Below are 19469 nucleotides of genomic sequence, written 5' to 3' on the forward strand. Positions count from 1 at the left end.
GTCTGTGTCATCTGAGATCCGATCTCTCGACCGAGATAAGCCGAGGTGTGGATGTTTCGAGAACCAGTCCTCCAAGATTGTATAGAAACCACAATACTAATACATCCCGGAATCCAAACAGTAGTCGATGTCAACGCAACTCGAATCCGACGAGCCGATCATCGTCAACGGAACCGCAGAGTTCGAAGAGCTCATTTCGGGCGGAGAGACCGTCCTCGTCGACTTCCACGCCGACTGGTGTGGTCCCTGCCAGATGATGGAGCCCGTAGTAGCAGATATCGCAGCCGACACGGACGCGATCGTCGCGAAGGTCGACGTCGACGCGAACCAGCCGCTAGCACAAAACTACGGCGTCCGCGGCGTCCCGACGCTGTTGCTCTTCGACGGGGGCGAGGCGGTCGAGCGACTCGTCGGCGTCCAGTCGGCCGACCAGCTAACCACCGTCGTCGAACGGTACGCCTAAACCTTCCAACGCTACGCTAACGTTTTCACGGCGCGACGAGAGCACCCACGTGACCTGACGATCAGATATTCCAGTGATGAACCCTGCAGAACTCAGAGCCGATATTCCTGCCGTACAGAACGCGACGTATATGAACACTGGCGCGAGCGGGCCGAGTCCACGACGGGTCGTCGAGGCCGCCCGGGGCTTCCTCGAACGCGCCGAGTACGAGGTTCACGCCACCGACGACATCTACGAGTACACGTTCGGCGAGTACGACCGAATACGGGACCGCCTCGCGGAGTTCGTCGGGGCTTCGCCGTCGGAACTGGCGCTCACCGAGAGCACGACGGACGGGATCGCCCGGTTCGCGTCAGGTATCGACTGGGAGCCGGGTGACGTCGTCGTCAGAACGGACCTCGAACATCCTGCAGGTATTCTGCCCTGGCAACGGCTCGAACGGGAGGGCGTCGAGGTCCGTGTGGTCGAAACCGAACACGGCCGAATCGACCTGGACGACTTCGCCGAGGCGGTCGCGGACGCGAGGCTCGCCTGCTTCAGTGCGCTCACCTGGACGCACGGGACGCAGCTTCCGGTCGCAGCACTGGCCGACATTGCTCGCGACGCCGGGGCGCTCACGCTCGTCGACGCCGTCCAGGTGCCGGGACAGGCGCCGATCGACGTCGAGGAGTGGGGCGTCGACGCCGTCGCTGCCGCCGGGCACAAGTGGTTGCTCGGTCTCTGGGGCGGCGGCTTCCTCTACGTCCGGCGCGAGGTGGCCGACGAACTCGAACCGCGGTCGGTCGGCTACCGGAGCGTTCAGTCACCTGGCGCTTCGTCGTTCGAGTTCAAGGAGGGTGCCCCGCGGCTGGAGATCGGCACGACGAACCTTGCCGCCCACGTGGGACTGCTCGAAGCGATCGAAACGGTGGAATCGATCGGCCTGGAAACGATTCAGGACAGGATTCGGAAACTCACGGATCGGTTCAAGGCCGGCGTTCCCGAAGACCGCCTGTTGAGCCCACGGGAGTACGAATCCGGGCTCGTAACCGTCGACGTGTCCGATCCCGAAAAAACAGTCGAGCGGCTCGATGACGCCGGGTTCAAGGTTCGATCGATTCCCCCGATGAACGCGATGCGCGTCTCGCTGCACGTGTTCAACACGCCCGCGGAAGTCGACGCGCTGCTTGCCGAACTGGACGCCGTTCGATAACAGTTCCGTCGCGGTTCAGTTCGCTGCCCCGTCCCGACCCCCGGCACGGCCAGCGATTCGGGGATACCAGTCGAGAATCACGACCAGCAGGCCGACTGCGGCGACGGTGAACACGAGATGAGCCAGCGGGTCGATGTCGATCCCGAACATGCCCAAGAGCGTGCGCAGTTCCAGCAGGATCACGGCGGCGACCCCGGCCGTGACCAGCAGCCCGCTACGGGAGATTCCGCTCATCGGATCACCTCCGCGAGGGCAACCGCCGGGTCGGCGAGGCCGGCGGGAAGCAGGCCGCTTGCCAGTTCCAGCAGCATCGGGAACGCGCGACCGCCGAGGCCGAACAGCCCGCGGTCGGTGACGATGCTCGCCAGCGGCAGCGCGTACGCGAGGACGACGAGCACGATCGCGATCCCGGTCCACAGCGCCAGGTTGTCGAGCACCTGGGGAGCGTCGTTGGGGCCCGAAAGCGCCGGCGGGAGCGTCTCCCCGACGCCGTCGACTCGTGGGTTCCCCATCGTCAACACGATGTTCCCGAGGAACAGCACGGTCGAGACGAAAAGCAGGGTGCCGCCGATGGCGATCTGGAGGTTGAGTTCGGCGACGCTGCCGAAGACGGTCTCGAAGTCGAAGCCGGCGTACTGCGGTTCGGCAGTCCGCCGGGGAATGCCGAGCAGTCCCTGGACGTGCATCGCGTTCGCCATCAGCGCCATCCCGACGAACCACAGCACGACCTGCAGGAGCGCGATCGGCCGACTGTACAGTTTCTTGCCGCTGATCTGGGGCCACAGCCAGTAAGTCCCTGCCATGAACGTCAGGGTCACAGCGGTGCCGACGGTGAGGTGGAAGTGGCCCGGCACCCACATCGTGTTGTGGACCAGGTAGTTGATGTTCATCCCGGCGTTGATCATGCCGGAGAAGCCCGCGGCCGCGAACATCAGCCCAGCCAGCGCCATCCCCGTAAACGCCGGGTCTCGCCACGGGAGCGCGCGGAGCCAGCCGAACAGGCCCGTTCCGCCGCGCTGTCGTGCGCCGTACTCCATGCTGGCGACGACAGTAAACGCCGTGAGCAGACTCGGCAGCAGGAGGAACATCGTGTTCGTCATCGCGATGAACTTGAATCCCTCCGCGATGCCCGGATCGAGGTACTGGTGGTGGATCCCGACGGGCGTCGAGAGCAGCAAAAAGAGGACGAACACGACGCGTGCGAGCGGATCGCTGAACAGACGCCCTCCAGAGACCTTCGGGAGGACGGTGTACCACAGGAGATATGCCGGCATCAGCCAGAAATACACGACCGGGTGGCCGAAGAACCAGAAGAGCGTCCGGGTCAAGAGCGGATTCACCGTGTCGACGATGCCGAGCGACCACGGCAACAGGAACGCCAGCACGGCGACGGCGATGCCGGTCGTGGCGATGTACCACATCAGCATCGTCGTGAGCACCATGAACGTCTGCAGCGGGATTCGCTCGTCGGGGTTCTCCTTCCGCCAGGCGAACCACGACCGGAACCAGTCGGCCCCCGCGAGCCACGTTCCGATTATGAACACCACGAGTCCCGCATAAAACAGCGGATGCGCCTGCATCGGTGCGTAGAATGTGAACAGGACGTCCGCGCTGATGTCGATACTGCCGACGAAGCCGAGCAGGATCGTTATGCCGGTGATCGTGATTCCCAGCGACATCAGTCCGTACCACAGCCAGGTGAATCTGATGTCCTCTACGGGTCGACCGAGGCTTCGAACGGTCGCCCAGGTAAACACTCCCACCAGGAAGAAGATGGTGAAGCTGATCACGAGGAACACGCCGTGTGCCGTCAGGATCGTGTAGTAATCGACTGAACTGAATATCCGCAGGATGTCCGTCCGGTGCAGCGCCTGAATGATCCCGAACACTGCCCCCAGCGCAAGCGCCAGGAACGACCCCAGGAACGCCGCCCTGATCACCTTCGATTCTTCGGGATACTCGTCGACGAACGCTGCCTCGACCGACTCGCTCATTCTTGTTCACCTCCGTCCGCCTCGAACTCCTCTTCGGGGACGACGACGAGTTTGCCTTCCATCGCGTGGTGTGCCGCGCCGCAGTACTCGTTGCAGACGATCCCGAACTCGCGGGGTTCGTCCGTTTCGACAGTGATCTTTGCGACCTCGCCGGGGATCACCATCGTGTTCGCGTTGGTCCCGACGACCCCGAAGCCGTGGATCACGTCCGGGGAGGTGACGTAAAACGTCACCGTGCTGTGTTCGGGCACCACGATCGGGTCAGGCGTGAACTCGAACTGTTCGGCGATCACGTACGCTTCGTACTCGTTTTCGCCGACCTGCTCGACGCCGGGTTCACCGAACTGCGGATGGTCACCCAATGTGTCCGGGTTCACCGGTTCCTCGTCGTCAGCGACCATCGAGACCCCCGCACCCACTGCGCCGTACGTTACCGTTGCAATGAAGGCCAGAATGAGCACGAGGGAGAGCGCGAGCCAGAGTTTTTCGTATTTGTGAACGTGCATGGTCACCCGATCACTACCAGTTCGTTTCCGAGGAACTCCACGAAGTACATGAAGAACCACATCACAACCAGGATTCCGAAGTACGTCAGAATCAACGCCAGGGTTCCTTTCGGATCGAACTCTTCTCCGTCCGAGTCCTCAGTGAGGGCCGACTCGGTGGATGTCTGTGACGCCGCCCCGTTTGTCATAGGTTTGCCTTCGATCTACGGTTGTATAAATACTACGAGATGCGTCCACAAACCGACGGAGGTAACGTGGTTAGTCGCGTTCGTGTCTCGATACCAGAACCAGTTCCTGACCCCGTATACCCAGGTTTCGGGCAGATCGGATTCTGTAGATTTCGGCGATCGAACCCGCTCTCGACGCAGGGAACAATTCTTTACCTGGTAGCCCATAAGAAAGGACATGGACCTCTCGCCACGGCAGGTCGTTCTCCTCGGACTCGCTGCGCTCGTCCCGGGGGCGATCTACACGATCGGGACGGGTGAATACATCGCGGCAATCGCACTCGTCAACATTGTTCTCATCGTCGGGTGTCTGGTACTCGCGATGTCGGACACCGAACCACCCGAATCCGGACAGTCGAACGGGAGCCCGATCGGACAGTAGATGTCGTCGTGTACCCTCTGTGATCTTCCGACTCCGGATCGGCCGGTGACTGACGCCGACGTCGACGGGGAGTTCTGCTGTCGGGGCTGTCTGGAAGTCGCACGGGCGCTAGGAACGGACGCGATCGAGGACGGGGACGGACTCGATAGCGGGGCGCTCGAACGGGCAGTCGCCGACAGGGGAACCGACGGGGCCGGCGCAGGCACTGGTGGCGGCGCAGGCACTGGTGGCGGCGCAGGCACTGGTGGCGGCGCAGACCCGGCTCCTGAAAACGCCTACGAGTCGGCGTACCTGTCGGTCGACGGGATGCACTGTGCGACCTGCGAAACGTTCCTCGAGACGGTGTCGGAGAGCGAACCGGGCGTGGTCGACGCCACGGCCAGCTACGCGACGGACACGATGCGGATCCGGTACGACCCCGAGACGGTCGACGAGGAGGACCTCCCGTCGGTCGTCACCGGAACCGGGTACACCGCGTCGTTCCGTGAGGTCGATCGCGAGCCGGAGTCGGGTGACGTCGCTGTCGTCCGGTTTTTGATCGGCGGGGGGTTCTTCGGCATGATGACGATGCTGTGGTACGTCCTGTTTTTGTACCCGACGTACTTCGGCTTCCAGCCGGTCGTGGAGTTCGGCCAGTTCGATCGACTGTACCTGTTTGGACACATCTGGGTTTTCACCTCCGTCGTGCTGTTTTACACCGGGTTTCCGATCATTCGGGGAGCGTACGTCAGCCTCCGGGCACGCCAGCCGAACATGGACCTGCTGGTGACGCTTGCGGCCTCGAGCGCCTACCTGTACAGCACGATCGCAATGTTCGTCGGTCGGACCGACCTCTACTTCGACGTCACCGTCGCCGTAATCCTGGTCGTCACCGCGGGCAACTACTACGAGAGTCACATCAAGCGACGCGCGATGGGACTGCTCTCGACGCTCGCGAGCGATCGGATCGAGACGGTGCGGAGGGAGGACGGCACCGAACTCGGAATCGATGACGTCTCGCCCGGTGACAGGCTCCTCGTGAAGCCGGGAGAACGGGTCCCGTTCGACGGGACGGTTCGGGAGGGGGCTGCAGCCGTCGACGAGGCCGTCGTCACCGGCGAGTCACTCCCCGTCACCAAACGGCCGGGAGACGAGGCTGTCGGCGGATCGGTCGTTGCCGATTCACCGCTCGTGATCGAGGTCGGCGATCCAGTCGAGAGCACCCGCGACAGGCTCGTCGAGCAGCTCTGGGAGATCCAGAGCGCCCGCTCTGGCGTCCAGCATCTCGCCGACAAGCTCGCGACGGTGTTCGTCCCGCTCGTTACCGTGCTTGCGGCCGCGATCACGGCGCTGTTCCTCCTCATGGGGGTCCCGCCCACCAGGGCGTTCCTCGTGGGGCTCACGGTGTTGATCGTCTCGTGTCCCTGCGCGCTGGGCCTGGCGACGCCGCTTGCGGTGGCAAGCGGAGTTCGCACTGCCGCCGAACGGGGGATCGTCGTCGCCACGGAGACGATATTCGAAGACGCGGCGGAGGTCGATATCGTCGCACTCGACAAGACGGGGACGCTCACCGAGGGGCGAATGCGAGTGGTCGAGGCCGTTCCATTCGAAGCAACCGAACGGGATCTCCTGGGGACCGCCGCCGCAGTAGAGCGGTTCTCCGAACATCCGGTGGCGGACGCGATCGTCGAACGCGCCGCCGAAGGGACGTTCGCGCGCGAGACCATTGCCGATGGCGGCGTGGTCGACGGCGATCACTCCGGCGGCCTGCAGGAGGGGGACGATCCAGCGTTCGAACCCGACCACTGCACGGCCGTCTCTCTCGGCGACGAGGCCATCGACGCCGGCGACGTGACGATTCACGCCCGCGGGGTCGAGGCGACCGTCGCCGGGGATACCCTACTCGTCGGCCATCCGTCGCTGTTCGACGAACGAGGGTGGGCGATACCCGAGGAAGTTCGGGAGAAAGCGACCGCCACCTCCGAGTCGGGCAGCGTACCGGTCGTCGTCGGGCGACGGGAATCCGCTGGGAAAAAGCGGTTCCTCGGCGTCGTCGTCGTGGGGGACGCCCCGCGAGCCGAGTGGAACGAGGTCGTCACCGAACTGGCCGCCACCGATCGGGAGATCGTCGTGCTCACGGGTGACGACTCGGCGGCGGCGTCCCACTTCGAGTCCCACCCGGACGTCTCGGCGGTCTTCGCCGGCGTTCCTCCGGAGGGGAAGACCGCGGCGATACAGCGCCTGCGGGCGTCGGGCGTCGTGGCGATGATTGGCGACGGATCGAACGACGCACCCGCGCTCGCTGCGGCCGATCTCGGGGTCGCGCTGGCGGAAGGAACCGAACTCTCGGCCGACGCCGCCGACGCGGTCATCACCGGCCGAGATCTCGCCGCGATCCCGACCCTCTTTGCGACCTCGTCTGCGACCAACCGTCGCATCCGGCAGAACCTCGGCTGGGCGTTCGTCTACAATGGGATCGCGATCCCGCTTGCGCTGACCGGACTCTTGAACCCGCTGTTTGCGGCGGCCGCGATGGCGACCAGCAGCCTGCTGGTCGTGCTCAACTCCAGTCGCCGGCTCCTCTGATGGAGTGGGAAGGGGAGCGGGGGCGCTGGGGAGAAACACCGAGCGCGTTGCCGCCCGGCCTGCCGCTATCTGGCCTCGCCACCCCCGGTGTGACAACAACTGTTAATCGGCGTGAGACCTAATTGGAACCAATGCTACTCCAGATGGAGCTTCTCGGTCCCGAGACGCTGCCGCTTCTGTTGATAACGGCAGGGCTTTTGATCTCGATGGCAGAGGCGCTCGCACCGGGAGCGAACTTCATCGTCGTCGGTATCGCCCTGCTCGGAGCGGGACTGGTCGGCCTCGCGCTCGGCCCCCTCGCGAGCCCGATCGTGCTCGCGGTGCTGGTTTTGCTGTTCGGATCGGTCGCCTTCTACGGCTACCGGGAGCTGGACATCTACGGCGGCAAAGGGCAAGCACAGACGCGGGACTCCGACTCACTGAAGGGGCAGACGGGACGGGTGACGGAGACGGTCACACCGACCGGCGGCGAGGTAAAGCTGGCTTCCGGCGGATTCAATCCGTACTACTCGGCCCGCAGCATCGACGGGGAGATCCCGGTCGACACGGAAGTGCTGGTGATCGATCCCGGTGGGGGGAACGTCATCACTGTCGAGTCGCTGGAGGTCGTCGAAGACGAGATCGATCGGGAACTCGCCCGCGGTCGCGAAGCCGCGGAGGCGGCCGACGTCGCGGCGGAGGCAGCCAAACAGGAGGCGGAGGGGGCCGAAGACGACCGCGATTCGGACCGGGAGACCGAACGCGATTCGGACCGGGAGACCGAACGCGATTCGGACCGGGAGACCGAACGCGAGCGGTGAACGTGGCCGGAGTCGCCTTCGTCACACGAGGAGGTTGGAGACCATCGTGGAGACGTGAGAGAGTTCGTCCTCGTTTATCCCGTGGCCCATGCCCTCGTAGATCGATTCCGTGACCTCACCGTCGAGTCGCTCGAACACCTCGCGGGTCTCGTGGACGCGCTCGACCGGAATGTGTGGATCGACGTCGCTGCAGCCGAGAAACACCGGCGTCCCGTCCAGGGACCCCTCGTAGTCTCGTGGCGTTTCTTCCGGGCCGATGAGACCCCCCGAGAGCGCCGCGAGCCCTCCGTAACGTCGCGCGTTTCGCGCGGTCCACTCCGAAGCGAGACACGCCCCCTGCGAGAACCCGATCAGTGCGACCCGATACGGGCCGACCCCATCTGTCGCCTCCGTGACGACCTCGCCTACTCGATCCAGCGCGGCTGTAAGCCACGGCTCGTTTCGCTCGATCGGTTCCAGAAACGACTGTGGATACCAGGTTCGCTGCGCCGCCTGGGGTGCGAGATACGCGACGCCCTCGAGGTCGAACTCCGCTGTCATGGCGAGGATACTTCGCGCGCTTGCCCCCCGACCGTGGAGCAACACGACTGCGGCGTCGGCACCCGACAGCTCCGTCCCCTCTCGCAACAGCGGCTGATCTCCGTGGTTCATACCGCCCGTGAGAACTCGGGAGTGATATCGTTTGTCCCGGGATTTGCTGTTCTGGTGTGCTCTGCCGGCCCTTCCCGTTACATCGACCGGTTCAGCGGGAGTGCTGGCCAATCCTTATGTGTCGTCTGACCTTATGTGGTGTATGGACCCCGTACTGCAACTCGGTCTCGAATTCGGCGCGGCGACGATCGGACTGTTGTTTCTTCTGCTCGTCATCATCGTCGTCTGGCAGTCCGTCGAGATCGTCGACGCATACGAAAAGAAGGCGCTGACCGTATTCGGGGAGTACCGGAAACTCCTCGAGCCGGGATTCAACATCATTCCGCCGTTCGTTTCGCGGACGTACCCGTTCGACATGCGGACACAGACGCTGGACGTCCCCCGTCAGGAGGCGATCACGCGTGACAACTCGCCGGTGACGGCGGACGCGGTCGTCTACATCAAGGTGATGGACGCCAAGAAGGCGTTCCTGGAGGTCGACAACTACAAGAAGGCCGTCTCGAATCTCGCACAGACGACGCTGCGTGCGGTGCTTGGCGACATGGAGCTGGACGACACGCTCAACAAGCGCCAGGAGATCAACGCGAAGATCCGGACGGAGCTGGACGAGCCGACCGACGAGTGGGGGATCCGCGTGGAATCCGTCGAGGTCCGCGAGGTCAACCCGAGCAAGGACGTCCAGCAGGCGATGGAGCAGCAGACCTCCGCCGAGCGCCGTCGCCGGGCGATGATCCTCGAGGCACAGGGTGAACGCCGCTCCGCCGTCGAGAAGGCCGAGGGTGACAAACAGTCCAACATCATCCGGGCGCAGGGTGAAAAGCAGAGCCAGATCCTGGAAGCCCAGGGTGACGCGATCTCGACGGTGCTTCGAGCCCGGTCCGCGGAGGCGATGGGCGAACGCGCCATCATCGAACGCGGTATGGAAACCCTCGAAGCGATCGGTCAAGGCGAGTCCACCACGTTCGTGTTGCCCCAGGAGCTGACCAGCCTCGTCGGCCGGTACGGCAAGCAGCTGTCGGGCGCCGACGTCCAGGAGATGGAAGCGCTGGACGCCCTCGAGTTCGACGCCGAGACCCGGGAGATGCTCGGGCTCGACGACATCGAGGAGATCCTCGGTCAGATCGACGAGGCCGCGGAGATGGACGTCAAACAGCTCGAAGAGGAGGCGGAAGCGATCAAGGCCGGCGACGCGGGGGCGGGCATCAGGTCTGCGAACGAGGTCATCGAGGAGATGGACGAAGAGATCGACGAGGAAGCCGAAGTCGAGACCGACACGGAATAGCCGTCGATCCTGCAGGGACGTCCATCGGCCGGGGATAACTCTCGGCCGGGGATAACTCTCGGCCGGGGATAACCCTCGGCCAGGGACATCCCAGAGTGTCTGCGCGCTGCCGGCGCACCGGCAAACGGAGGCGAAGTGTTTTTAGCGACAACCGACTACGAACCGGTAGTGACTGACGGCGTCGACGAACGGAAGCGGGACACGCTGCGGCGCTTTGCCGCGCTGGGAGCGGCCGCACCGTTCGTCGGTTCCGCCGGCGCGGATTCGGGTGATGGGACCGACGAGGAGTCGTCGGCTCAAGATGACAACGAGACCCGGGAGGCGATCCGGGGGTATCTCGCGACGACTCCCGGGGCGCACTTCTCGAAACTCCGTGACGATCTCCGACTCGGGACGGGGGAAACCCAGTATCACCTGCGCCGCCTCGAGGACGGCGGTGCTGTCGAATCCGAAAAGGACGGCGACTATCGGCGTTACTACCCTGCCGACCGGTTCGACCGGTGGGAGAAACGCGCGCTGGGATATCTCCGTCGGGAGACGCCGAGGCGGATGATCCTCGAACTCCTCGCGGAACCTGACCTCACCGGGGCGGCGCTCGCCGACCGGATCGGCGTCTCGCGGCCGACGATAAGCGCCGCCGCAGGAGAGCTGTCCGACGCCGGGATCCTCGACAGGGAGGACGGCTATCGACTGGAGGATCCGGAACGGCTCATCGCGCTCGTCGTCCGGTACGCCGACTCGTTCGGACCCGGGGCGGTCGCCTTCGCCGACGATCTCGCCGCCTACGTCCGGCACGATCCGCGACGGTGACCGTCCACGTCGATTTCTTCACTCGACCATCCAGGTCGTTCCCGACGAGTAGCCCCACTTCTCGATCGTGAGGTCCGTCTCGGCCTCCCGAACGCCCCGGATGTTCGCGCCGACTTCCTTCGCGGAGAGACCGAGCTCCTCCGCGATGAGCCGCGACTTGAAGTACGTCCGGTCGTCGACGTTCGACCGGAGATGCTCGTAAATCCGCAGCTGTTTCTCCGAAAGCGAGCCGGCGACTGTCTCCGGCACCGATTCGGACTCACGAGAGGATTCGGCTTCGACGGGCGACTCCGTGCCGGCCGAAGCGGCTGTGCTGCTCATACAGCTACCAGGCGACCATCGACTAAAACCGATTTGGTACGCCGGCCTAACCCGGTGCAGTCTATCGGTTTTTTCCAGAAAACGGCACCCCATGCGCCACGGGGATCCCCCAGGAGGTACGACTGTCTACGGACTCACAAACGGTTCACGAAGGCCTCCCGGCGGGCCGAACAGTTCGCTGGGCTTCAGAAGGTACTTATCCGCGCCCCGGCGATGGTCATCCAATGAGCGACGGTCCACGTCCGGACCCGACGGCCGTCGAAGTCAGCGTCGTCCTCCCGGCGTACAACGAGGAGGACACCATCGAGTCGACGGTCCGGTTGACGCTCTCGACGCTCTCGGAGTTTCTTCCGTCGGGGAGCTTCGAGGTAATCGTCGCGGAGGACGGATGCGACGACCGCACTCCCGAGATCGCTACGCGGCTCGCCGAGTCGGATCCGCGCGTCCGTCACTTCCACAGCGACGAACGGTTGGGCCGCGGCGGGGCGTTGACCCGGGCATTCGACGCCGCAGACGGCGAGACGCTGGTGTACTTCGACACCGATCTCGCGACCGACATGGCTCACCTTGAGGAGCTCGTCGAGTCGGTTCGGTCCGAGGAGTACGACGTGGCGACCGGCTCCCGGTGGATGCCCGGGCACGAGGCCGACCGGCCGACAAAACGGAGCGTTCCCTCGAAAGGGTTCAACCTCCTGGTCAGGACGTTCCTGCGTTCGGACGTCCTCGATCACCAGTGTGGTTTCAAGGCGATGTCCCGCGGGGCGTTCGACCAACTGAAAGGCGATATCGGAGACGATCACTGGTTCTGGGACACCGAGCTTCTTGTCCGTGCCCAGCGTCGGGGATTGTCGGTAACGGAGTTCCCCGTCGAGTGGGAGCCGAAAGGCGACACGAAGGTCGATCTGGTTCGGGACGTCTTCGGGATGGGTTCACAGATCGTTCGACTGTGGTGGCAACTCTCGGTTCGCCCGCGGATCACCACCCGCGTGACGCTGGTCGCCGGGACGCTGCTCGTCGCGCTCGCCGTCCTGTTGATGACGCGGTATCTGGATCCCCGGGAGGTGATCGCGGAGATGCGGCGGGCGGATCCGACCCTGATCGCGCTCGCCGTCGGGGTGTACGTGCTGTCCTGGCCCGTTCGCGGCTACCGATACCGTGACATCCTCGCCGAGCTCGGGTTCCGCGAGGATCTCGGCTTCCTGACCGGGGCGATATTCGTCAGCCAGACCGGGAACCTGGTGTTTCCGGCACGTGCGGGAGACGCCATCCGGGCGTACATCGTGAAGGTCAGACGCGACATTCCGTACCCGTCCGGGTTTGCGTCGCTCGCAGCCGAACGGGTGTTCGATCTGTTGACCATCACGGGGCTGGCCGGCATCGTGCTCGTCGGCTACGCGGTGTCTGGACAGTTCGGCGAGGTCGCCGCGACCGTCTCCGGCGGGGACGACCCCGGACAGATCGCCGTCGCGGGCGCCGTCGGTGTCGGGGGCGCGGCGCTTTTGGTCGTCGCTGCGATCGTTACGAGCGCCAGGTCCGGGGGGAACCGAATCCGGCAGTTCGTCGGCTGGGTCACCGACGACTCCTACGGCGAGTACATCGCCGGGGTGCTGGAGCGGTTCGTCGGCGACATCCAGCGGGTGGGAGCCGATTCGACGGCGTTCGCGCGAGTCGGCGCCGCGAGCGTGCTGATCTGGACGATCGACGTGCTCACTGCCGCGCTCGTGCTCGCGGCGTTCGGTGTCGGACTGTCGACGGCATCGCTGCTTGCGGTCTGTTTCTTCGCGGTGAGCGTCGGAAACCTCGCGAAAGTGTTGCCGCTGTCGCCCGGCGGCGTGGGCCTGTACGAGGCGGCGTTTACGCTGCTCGTCGTGGGCCTCACGCCGATCGGCCCTGCCGTCGCCGTGGGCGCGGCGATTCTGGATCATGCACTGAAAAACGTCGTCACCCTCGTCGGCGGCGGAATCTCGATGTTCGCGCTGAACGTCTCGCTGTCGACGGCCGCCGAAGAGACCCGGGAACTGAACGAGCCGGAGCCGGTCAACGAGTGATCGTCCAGACGAGGGCGCTTTGTTCGACGACGAGGGCGCTTTGCCCGACCTGAAACCGAAGAACTATTTAAGCACGGATCACTGTCCCTTGTAAACCCGCCGAAACGTCTCTGCTCGGCGGTTTCCTCGCCCGACACCAAACCTTTTAAGTAGAACACTTCCGTCCACCGTGTACAGACTACCACCCAGCACGTCAGGTTGTGGGTGATGTGACACACAATGAGTGACAAAGTAACGACACGATCGAGATCGGTAGAGAACGAACGCACGAGTGGAGCCTCCGAGTCTCTCTCCTGTCCGGAGTGTGACGGCAACGTCGTCACGGACGAGGAGCACGGCGAAACCGTCTGCAGCGACTGTGGGCTGGTTGTAAGCGAGGGCTCCGTCGACAGGGGACCGGAATGGCGCGCCTTCGACGCTCGGGAGAAAGATCAAAAGAGCCGCGTGGGTGCCCCGACCACGAACACGATGCACGACAAGGGGCTCTCGACGAACATCGACTGGCGAGACAAGGACGCCTACGGCCGGTCGCTCGGCGCCCGCCAGCGTCAGAAGATGCAGCGGCTCCGCAAGTGGAACGAACGGTTCCGCACCCGCGATTCGAAGGAGCGCAACCTCAAGCAGGCGCTCGGCGAGATCGACCGCATGGCGTCTGCACTCGGCCTCCCGGACAACGTCCGCGAGACCGCCTCGGTCATCTACCGCCGGGCGCTCGATGAAGACCTCCTGCCCGGCCGCTCGATCGAGGGCGTCTCGACGTCGTGCGTCTACGCCGCCGCTCGGATGGCCGGCGTCCCCCGGAGTCTCGACGAGATCGCCGACGTCTCGCGGGTCGAGAAAAGCGAGATCGCCCGGACGTACCGCTACGTCGTCCGCGAGCTATCCCTCGAGGTGAAACCCGCAGATCCCGAACAGTACGTCCCCCGGTTCGCCTCCTCGCTCGAGTTGAGCGACGAGGCCGAGCTCAGGGCGAAACAACTGCTGAAGAACGCGAAGAGCAAGGGCGTCCACTCCGGGAAGTCGCCGGTGGGGCTGGCCGCCGCCGCGGTGTACGCCTCTGCGCTGCTCACAAACGAAAAGACCACACAGGCCGCCGTAAGCGAGGTCGCGGACATCTCGGAAGTGACGATCCGGAACCGGTATCACGAACTGCTGGAAGCCGAGGAAGGGCTCGTCGCCTGAGGCGGCGTTCCGATCGGAATTCCGGTTCTGTTACTCTTCGAAGTCGACGACGCCAGCGGCGCGTTTTCGTCGCCTGCGATACTCCCCGTACCTGTCGTTCGGATCGAACCCGGCGGGGGCGGTGTTTTCTGTCGGCGCGCCACAGCGGGGACACTCCTCGCCGAGCGTGTACACCGGTCGGTCGTGTCGGTCGCGCCACGCGGAACACCGCCGGATGTCTGATTTCATCTGTTCGGAGAAGCGGCGACGTCGGTCACTCGTCGTCTTCCTGCCGCTCGCGATGGAACCCGCCGGTACCGCCCGCAGCCTCGATCGACTCGCGTGCGCGGGCTGCGCTTTCCTCGAGTTCGTCCTCTGCGGTCTTGTAGTCGGGTGCACGGACCCGAATCCGATACTCCGGGGAGCCGACGTACGTCACCTCGAGGTCGATCTCGTCTGGCACCTCGCCGTTCCCCTCTGCCGCCGCAAGCGCCGCCTTGATCGCGTCGACGCCGTCGCCGGCCGGACACTCCAGGTCGACGTAGCCGGTGACGTCGACGTACGGGACCGAGACGTTCTCGCGGGCGGTCTCGACGACTGCGTCGATCTCGTCGTCGTCCAGATCCACGTCCGAAAGCGCCTCCGTACCGCGGATCGCCGCCGACTCGAAGGCGTCGTACAGCGTCTCGAACTCCGCAAGCAGCGCGTTTGCGACCGCACCGTACGTCTCGTCGTCGACGTCCTCCCCCAGCGCGAGCAACAGCCAGTTGTCGGCCTTCTGCTCGTTTTTCCACTCCTGGATCTTGTCCTTGCGCTGGTGTTCGTTGACGTCCTTCAGGGAGAGATCGATCTGCTGAGAGGACTGATCGACGTCGAGCACCTTCGCGACGACCGTCTGGCCTTCGCGGACGTGGTCCCGGACGTTCTTGATCCAGCCGGACGCGACCTCGGAGATGTGAACGAGGCCGCGTTTGTCCTCGTACTCCTCGAGGTCGATGAAGACCCCGAAGTCTGCGATTTCGTCGACCTTGCCGACGACGAGTTCGCCCTGGTCGGGATAGCCGCTGTACTTCATTCCCGGAACACCCCGTTATCGGGCCTCGACGGTCTCGAGGACCTCGTGTTCGATGCGACCTTTGCCGCTTGTGGGGGCGACGAGGGTCGTCCCGCAGACCGCGCAGTTCACTTTCGAGGATGGTTTCTCGAAGACGATCTGTTCGTTCTCGCAGTCGGCACACCGGACACGAAGGAAGTTTCCTGCCATCTGAATCCCTCCGTGTTACTCCTGGAACTCCAGCCGGCCGGCGCGCCAGCCTTCCCGGTTGTGTGCTTTGCCACAGTCCGAACAGCGGTAGGTGAGGTCGACCTTCTTCGTCGGTTTGTCGCCGCCTGGCACCTTCGAGAACTTCCCCGTGTTGCCGATGGTGGCCGTCTGGCGCTTCCGCTGTCGGTCCTGGACCTTCTTCATCCCCGTCGAGCGTCCGGTGCGGACCTTCTCGACTTCGTGCTCCCGATGTCCGTTACAGAACGGACAGTACGTGTTGAACCGTCGTGGCATCTGCATGGGTGATTACCTTACAGGCTTCTACTGGATGGTCCGTTAAAACCCGTTTGGTCTCGGACGGCGTCGAGGGAACGGTTTCGCCGCCCAGCGCGGATCGAACACTCGACGGAAACCAGCGGGCTTTAGGCGCTCATCGCCGAGAGGTACGATAGAGCATGAGCCACGAGAGTTTTCCGACCGACCGACCCGCGGTCGTCACCTGCGGACTGCCGTACGCCAACGGCGATCTCCACGTCGGTCACCTCAGGACGTACGTCGGCGGCGACGTCTTCTCCCGCGCACTACAGCGTCTCGGACAGGAAACTGCGTTCGTGAGCGGCTCGGACATGCACGGGACGCCGGTGGCTGTCAACGCCGAACAGGCGGGCGTCTCCCCGAAAGAGTTCGCCCTCGAGTGGCACGAAACCTACGAGGAGACGTTCCCCCGGTTCGATGTCGACTTCGACAACTACGGTCACACCCACGACGAGACGAACACCGAGACCACGAAGGAGTTCGTGCGTACACTCGACGAGGAGGGACACGTCTACGAGAAAGAGATCATGGTCGCGTACGACCCGGCGGAGGATCAGTACCTCCCGGACCGCTACGTCGAGGGCACCTGCCCGTACTGCGGTGCCCACGCCCGCGGCGACGAGTGCGACGAGGGCTGTCAGCGTCACCTCGAACCGGGCGAGATCGAAGACCCCGTGTCGACGATCACCGGCAACTCCGCGGAGTATCGCGAGCGGACCCACAAGTTCTTCCGCGTCTCGGAGTTTGCAGAGTACCTCAGTGGGTTCCTGGACCGGCTGGAGGGAACGAGCAACGCCCGCAATCAGCCCCGAGAGTGGATCGAGTCGGGCCTCCAGGACTGGTGTATCACCCGCGACATGGACTGGGGGATAGACTACCCCGGGGACGAACGCGAGGCGGGTGACGACGACACCGACGAAGCGGTCGGCGCCGACACAGGCGAAGAGGATGACGACGATCTCGTGCTCTACGTCTGGGTCGATGCCCCGATCGAGTACGTCTCCTCGACCAAACAGTACACCGAACGCGTCGGCGAGGACGTCTACGACTGGTCGGAAGTGTGGCGAGAGGACGGCGAGATCGTCCACGTGATCGGCCGGGACATCATCCAGCATCACACCATCTTCTGGCCGGCGATGCTGCGCGGCGTCGGCTACGAGGAACCCCGTGCGGTGATGGCGTCGGGCTTTGTCACGCTCGGCGGGAAAGGGTTCTCGACGAGCCGCAACCGGGCGGTCTGGGCCGACGAATACCTCGATGAGGGGTTCGAACCCGACCTGCTGCGGTTCTACCTCGCGACCAACGGCGGGTTCCAGCAGGACGTCGACTTCTCCTGGGAGCGGTTCCGCGAACGGGTAAACAACGAGATCGTCGGCACCGTCGGAAACTTCTGGTACCGGGCACTGCTGTTCGCCTACCGGGAGTACGGCGGCACTCCGGAGGCGGAGCTCTCGCCGGAGGTCGAAACACGCATCGAGGAGGCGATCGACGCGTTCCGCGAGGGCGTCAACGACTACTCGATCAAGAAGGTCGGCGAGGCCGCCGTCGACCTCGCCCGGTTCGGCAACGAGTACATCCAGCGCAACGAACCCTGGAAGCTGACAGACGACGACCCGGAGGCAGCAGCACAGGTAATCCGCGACTGCGTTCAGCTGTCGAAGGCGGTCGCGGTGCTGTTCGAGCCGATCACCCCCCGGACTGCCGAACGGTTGTGGGCCCAGATCGGCGAGGGGAGCGACGTCCACGACGTGACTGCCGAAGCGGCCCTCGAGGAGCCGCAGACGACGTTCGAGGAGCCGACAGAGCTGTTCGAGAAGATCCCCGAAGAGCGGGTCGAACAGCTCAACCGGAAGCTCGAAGCGCGCGTCGAGGCGGCGACTGCCGCCGCCGAAGGAGACGAAGCGGAAACCGAAAGCGACGAGACGGCCGACGACGAGGAGGGAGACATGACAGAACTCGAGCCCGTCTCGGACGAGCGGATCAGCTTCGAGGAGTTCCAGGAACTCGACGTGCGGGTCGGCGAAGTCATCTCCGCGGAGGGGATCGAGGGCGCGGACAAACTCGCACGCCTGGAGGTCGACATCGGCGTCGAGACCCGGCAGGTCGTTGCGGGCATCAAGCAACTCCACGACCTCGAGTCGCTAACCGGAACGAAAGTAATCCTGCTTGCGAACCTCGAGAAGACCGAGCTGTTCGGCGTCGAGTCGAACGGGATGGTGCTCGCGGCGGGAGAGCAGGCGGATCTGCTCACGACTCACGGCGACGCCGAGCCGGGCCAGCGGATCCGGTGACAGGACGAAAATCGTCGTCGGGAACCGCGACCCGTCGGATCGCGAAGGACAGCTTTTTCGCCGGGGGAACCCGACGATCCGGTGATGGGACTGGAGGAGGAGATCGAGGAACTCCGGGAGGAGATCGCCGAGACCCCTTATAACAAGGCCACAGAGGCGCACATCGGCCGCCTGAAGGCCAAACTCGCGGAGAAAAAAGAGAAGCTCGAAACCCAGTCCTCACCGGGCGGCGGCCAGGGGTACGCCGTCGAGAAGCACGGCGACGCCACCGTCGCGCTGGTGGGCTTTCCAAGCGTCGGCAAGTCGACACTAATCAACGCAATGACGAACGCCGACAGCGAGACGGGGGCCTACGACTTCACGACGCTCGATGTCAATCCGGGGATGCTCCAATACCAGGGGGCGAACATCCAGCTGCTCGACGTCCCGGGGTTGATCGAAGGGGCCGCCGGCGGCCGCGGCGACGGCAAGGAGGTGCTGTCGGTCGTCCGGACGGCGGACCTGGTCGTCTTCTTGCTTTCCGTGTTCGAGATCGACCAGTACGACCGGCTCGCGCGGGAACTGTACAAAAACAAGATCCGCATCGACACGGAGCCGCCGAACATCTCGGTCCGGAAGACGCACAAGGACGGCATCCGGGTGACGATGGGGGACAGCGTCTCGCTGGACGAGGAGACCGTAAAGAGCGTGCTCCGGGAGCACGGCTTCGTCAACGCCGCGGTGACGATCCCTCACGACCTCACGATCGACGAGCTTGTCGACGGTGTGATGGACAACCGGGTGTATCTACCGTCGATCGTTACGGTAAACAAGGCGGACCTGATCGACCGCGACTACCTGCCGACGGTGGAGGCCGAACTGGAGGAACGGGGGCTCGATCCCGACGAGGTAACGTTCATTTCGGCCGAAGAGGAGCGCGGACTCGATGCACTCCGGGAGCGGATCTGGGAGGAGCTCGGATTGATCCGTATTTACATGGACAAACCCGGCCGGGGCGTCGACTACGAGGAGCCGCTGATCCTCCGAGAGGGCCAGACGGTGGGGGACGCCTGTCGGAAGATCGGCGGGGATTTCGAGGAGCGGTTCAAGTTTGCCCGCGTCACGGGTCCCAGCGCCAAGCACGACGAACAGCAGGTCGGGACGGGCCACGAACTCGCAGACGAGGACGTGCTCCGGATCGTTGCCCGGAAGTGAGAA

21 protein-coding genes are annotated in these 19469 nt (G+C 64.4%); 11 read left to right on the forward strand and 10 right to left on the reverse strand.

Annotated elements, in window-relative coordinates; genetic code table 11:
- Window positions 1-127: 127 nt before the first annotated feature.
- Window positions 128-463 carry a thioredoxin gene (gene trxA, locus AArcSl_RS09990; protein ID WP_119818459.1) on the forward strand — a complete coding sequence of 112 codons (336 nt, stop codon included), beginning with the start codon at window positions 128-130 and terminating at the stop codon, window positions 461-463.
- Window positions 464-539: 76 nt separating this feature from the next.
- Window positions 540-1655, forward strand: coding sequence for an aminotransferase class V-fold PLP-dependent enzyme (locus AArcSl_RS09995; protein ID WP_119818462.1), 1116 nt, complete (start codon window positions 540-542; stop codon window positions 1653-1655).
- A 15-nt stretch (window positions 1656-1670) separates the two neighbouring features.
- On the opposite strand, the gene AArcSl_RS10000 is transcribed toward AArcSl_RS09995, so the two are convergent.
- From AArcSl_RS10000 to AArcSl_RS10015, 4 genes are read right to left on the reverse strand one after another with little or no spacing between them, the layout of a single operon-like run.
- Window positions 1671-1889, reverse strand: a complete 219-nt coding sequence (locus tag AArcSl_RS10000) for a hypothetical protein (RefSeq protein ID WP_119818465.1) — start codon at window positions 1887-1889, stop codon at window positions 1671-1673.
- Entirely contained in the window at window positions 1886-3649 is a 1764-nt protein-coding gene (locus tag AArcSl_RS10005) for a b(o/a)3-type cytochrome-c oxidase subunit 1 (protein ID WP_119818468.1), read from the reverse strand. The genes AArcSl_RS10000 and AArcSl_RS10005 overlap by 4 nt, the downstream gene beginning before the upstream one ends.
- Window positions 3646-4155: a cytochrome c oxidase subunit II gene (locus AArcSl_RS10010; RefSeq protein WP_119818472.1), complete on the reverse strand. Its 510-nt coding sequence runs from the start codon at window positions 4153-4155 to the stop codon at window positions 3646-3648. The genes AArcSl_RS10005 and AArcSl_RS10010 overlap by 4 nt, the downstream gene beginning before the upstream one ends.
- A 2-nt stretch (window positions 4156-4157) precedes the next feature.
- Entirely contained in the window at window positions 4158-4343 is a 186-nt protein-coding gene (locus tag AArcSl_RS10015; RefSeq protein WP_119818475.1) for a cytochrome oxidase, read from the reverse strand.
- A 217-nt stretch (window positions 4344-4560) separates the two neighbouring features.
- Between AArcSl_RS10015 and AArcSl_RS10020 the strand changes: the two genes are divergently transcribed.
- The 3 genes from AArcSl_RS10020 (at window position 4561) to AArcSl_RS10030 (ending at window position 8129) form a co-directional block, all read left to right on the forward strand.
- Complete coding sequence (locus AArcSl_RS10020) at window positions 4561-4764, forward strand: cytochrome-ba3 oxidase subunit (protein WP_119818478.1); 204 nt, start codon at window positions 4561-4563, stop codon at window positions 4762-4764.
- Window positions 4765-7329: a heavy metal translocating P-type ATPase gene (locus AArcSl_RS10025; protein ID WP_119818482.1), complete on the forward strand. Its 2565-nt coding sequence runs from the start codon at window positions 4765-4767 to the stop codon at window positions 7327-7329. It begins immediately after the preceding gene.
- Window positions 7330-7460: 131 nt separating this feature from the next.
- Complete coding sequence (locus tag AArcSl_RS10030; protein WP_119818485.1) at window positions 7461-8129, forward strand: NfeD family protein; 669 nt, start codon at window positions 7461-7463, stop codon at window positions 8127-8129.
- A 21-nt stretch (window positions 8130-8150) separates the two neighbouring features.
- Here the strand turns inward: AArcSl_RS10030 and AArcSl_RS10035 are convergent, their stop codons facing one another.
- Window positions 8151-8780 (reverse strand): alpha/beta hydrolase, encoded by a 630-nt coding sequence (locus AArcSl_RS10035; protein ID WP_119818488.1) that lies wholly within the window; start codon window positions 8778-8780, stop codon window positions 8151-8153.
- Window positions 8781-8922: 142 nt separating this feature from the next.
- Here AArcSl_RS10035 and AArcSl_RS10040 point away from each other — a divergent pair, with 142 nt between their 5' ends.
- On the forward strand, window positions 8923-10062 hold the full coding sequence (locus AArcSl_RS10040; RefSeq protein WP_119818492.1) for an SPFH domain-containing protein: 1140 nt from the start codon (window positions 8923-8925) through the stop codon (window positions 10060-10062).
- A gap of 168 nt (window positions 10063-10230) precedes the next feature.
- On the forward strand, window positions 10231-10872 hold the full coding sequence (locus AArcSl_RS10045) for a winged helix-turn-helix transcriptional regulator (RefSeq protein WP_119818497.1): 642 nt from the start codon (window positions 10231-10233) through the stop codon (window positions 10870-10872).
- Window positions 10873-10890: 18 nt separating this feature from the next.
- Here the strand turns inward: AArcSl_RS10045 and AArcSl_RS10050 are convergent, their stop codons facing one another.
- Window positions 10891-11193, reverse strand: coding sequence for a DUF7123 family protein (locus tag AArcSl_RS10050; protein ID WP_245883200.1), 303 nt, complete (start codon window positions 11191-11193; stop codon window positions 10891-10893).
- 224 nt (window positions 11194-11417) lie between these two features.
- Between AArcSl_RS10050 and AArcSl_RS10055 the strand changes: the two genes are divergently transcribed.
- Both AArcSl_RS10055 and AArcSl_RS10060 read left to right on the forward strand, forming a co-directional pair.
- Window positions 11418-13241 carry a flippase-like domain-containing protein gene (locus AArcSl_RS10055; protein ID WP_119818500.1) on the forward strand — a complete coding sequence of 608 codons (1824 nt, stop codon included), beginning with the start codon at window positions 11418-11420 and terminating at the stop codon, window positions 13239-13241.
- 219 nt (window positions 13242-13460) lie between these two features.
- On the forward strand, window positions 13461-14423 hold the full coding sequence (locus AArcSl_RS10060) for a transcription initiation factor IIB (protein ID WP_119818503.1): 963 nt from the start codon (window positions 13461-13463) through the stop codon (window positions 14421-14423).
- A gap of 30 nt (window positions 14424-14453) precedes the next feature.
- Here the strand turns inward: AArcSl_RS10060 and AArcSl_RS10065 are convergent, their stop codons facing one another.
- Genes AArcSl_RS10065 through AArcSl_RS10080 form a run of 4 tightly spaced genes read right to left on the reverse strand, consistent with a single transcriptional unit; the run spans window position 14454 to window position 15966 of the window.
- Window positions 14454-14651 (reverse strand): RNA-protein complex protein Nop10, encoded by a 198-nt coding sequence (locus AArcSl_RS10065; protein WP_119818506.1) that lies wholly within the window; start codon window positions 14649-14651, stop codon window positions 14454-14456.
- A 25-nt stretch (window positions 14652-14676) separates the two neighbouring features.
- Window positions 14677-15477 (reverse strand): translation initiation factor IF-2 subunit alpha, encoded by an 801-nt coding sequence (locus AArcSl_RS10070; RefSeq protein WP_119818509.1) that lies wholly within the window; start codon window positions 15475-15477, stop codon window positions 14677-14679.
- Between the two features lie 15 nt (window positions 15478-15492).
- Window positions 15493-15666, reverse strand: coding sequence for a 30S ribosomal protein S27e (locus AArcSl_RS10075; RefSeq protein ID WP_119818513.1), 174 nt, complete (start codon window positions 15664-15666; stop codon window positions 15493-15495).
- A gap of 15 nt (window positions 15667-15681) precedes the next feature.
- A complete protein-coding gene (locus tag AArcSl_RS10080; RefSeq protein ID WP_119818516.1) occupies window positions 15682-15966 on the reverse strand; it encodes a 50S ribosomal protein L44e in 285 nt (94 codons plus the stop codon).
- 155 nt (window positions 15967-16121) lie between these two features.
- On the opposite strand from AArcSl_RS10080, the gene metG reads away from it, so the two are divergent.
- Together metG and AArcSl_RS10090 are read left to right on the forward strand one after the other, a co-directional pair.
- Entirely contained in the window at window positions 16122-18272 is a 2151-nt protein-coding gene (metG, locus tag AArcSl_RS10085; RefSeq protein WP_119818519.1) for a methionine--tRNA ligase, read from the forward strand.
- An 84-nt stretch (window positions 18273-18356) separates the two neighbouring features.
- Window positions 18357-19466 carry an OBG GTPase family GTP-binding protein gene (locus AArcSl_RS10090; RefSeq protein ID WP_119818522.1) on the forward strand — a complete coding sequence of 370 codons (1110 nt, stop codon included), beginning with the start codon at window positions 18357-18359 and terminating at the stop codon, window positions 19464-19466.
- Window positions 19467-19469: the final 3 nt, after the last annotated feature.

Source organism: Halalkaliarchaeum desulfuricum (genome assembly GCF_002952775.1).
Taxonomy (GTDB): domain Archaea; phylum Halobacteriota; class Halobacteria; order Halobacteriales; family Haloferacaceae; genus Halalkaliarchaeum; species Halalkaliarchaeum desulfuricum.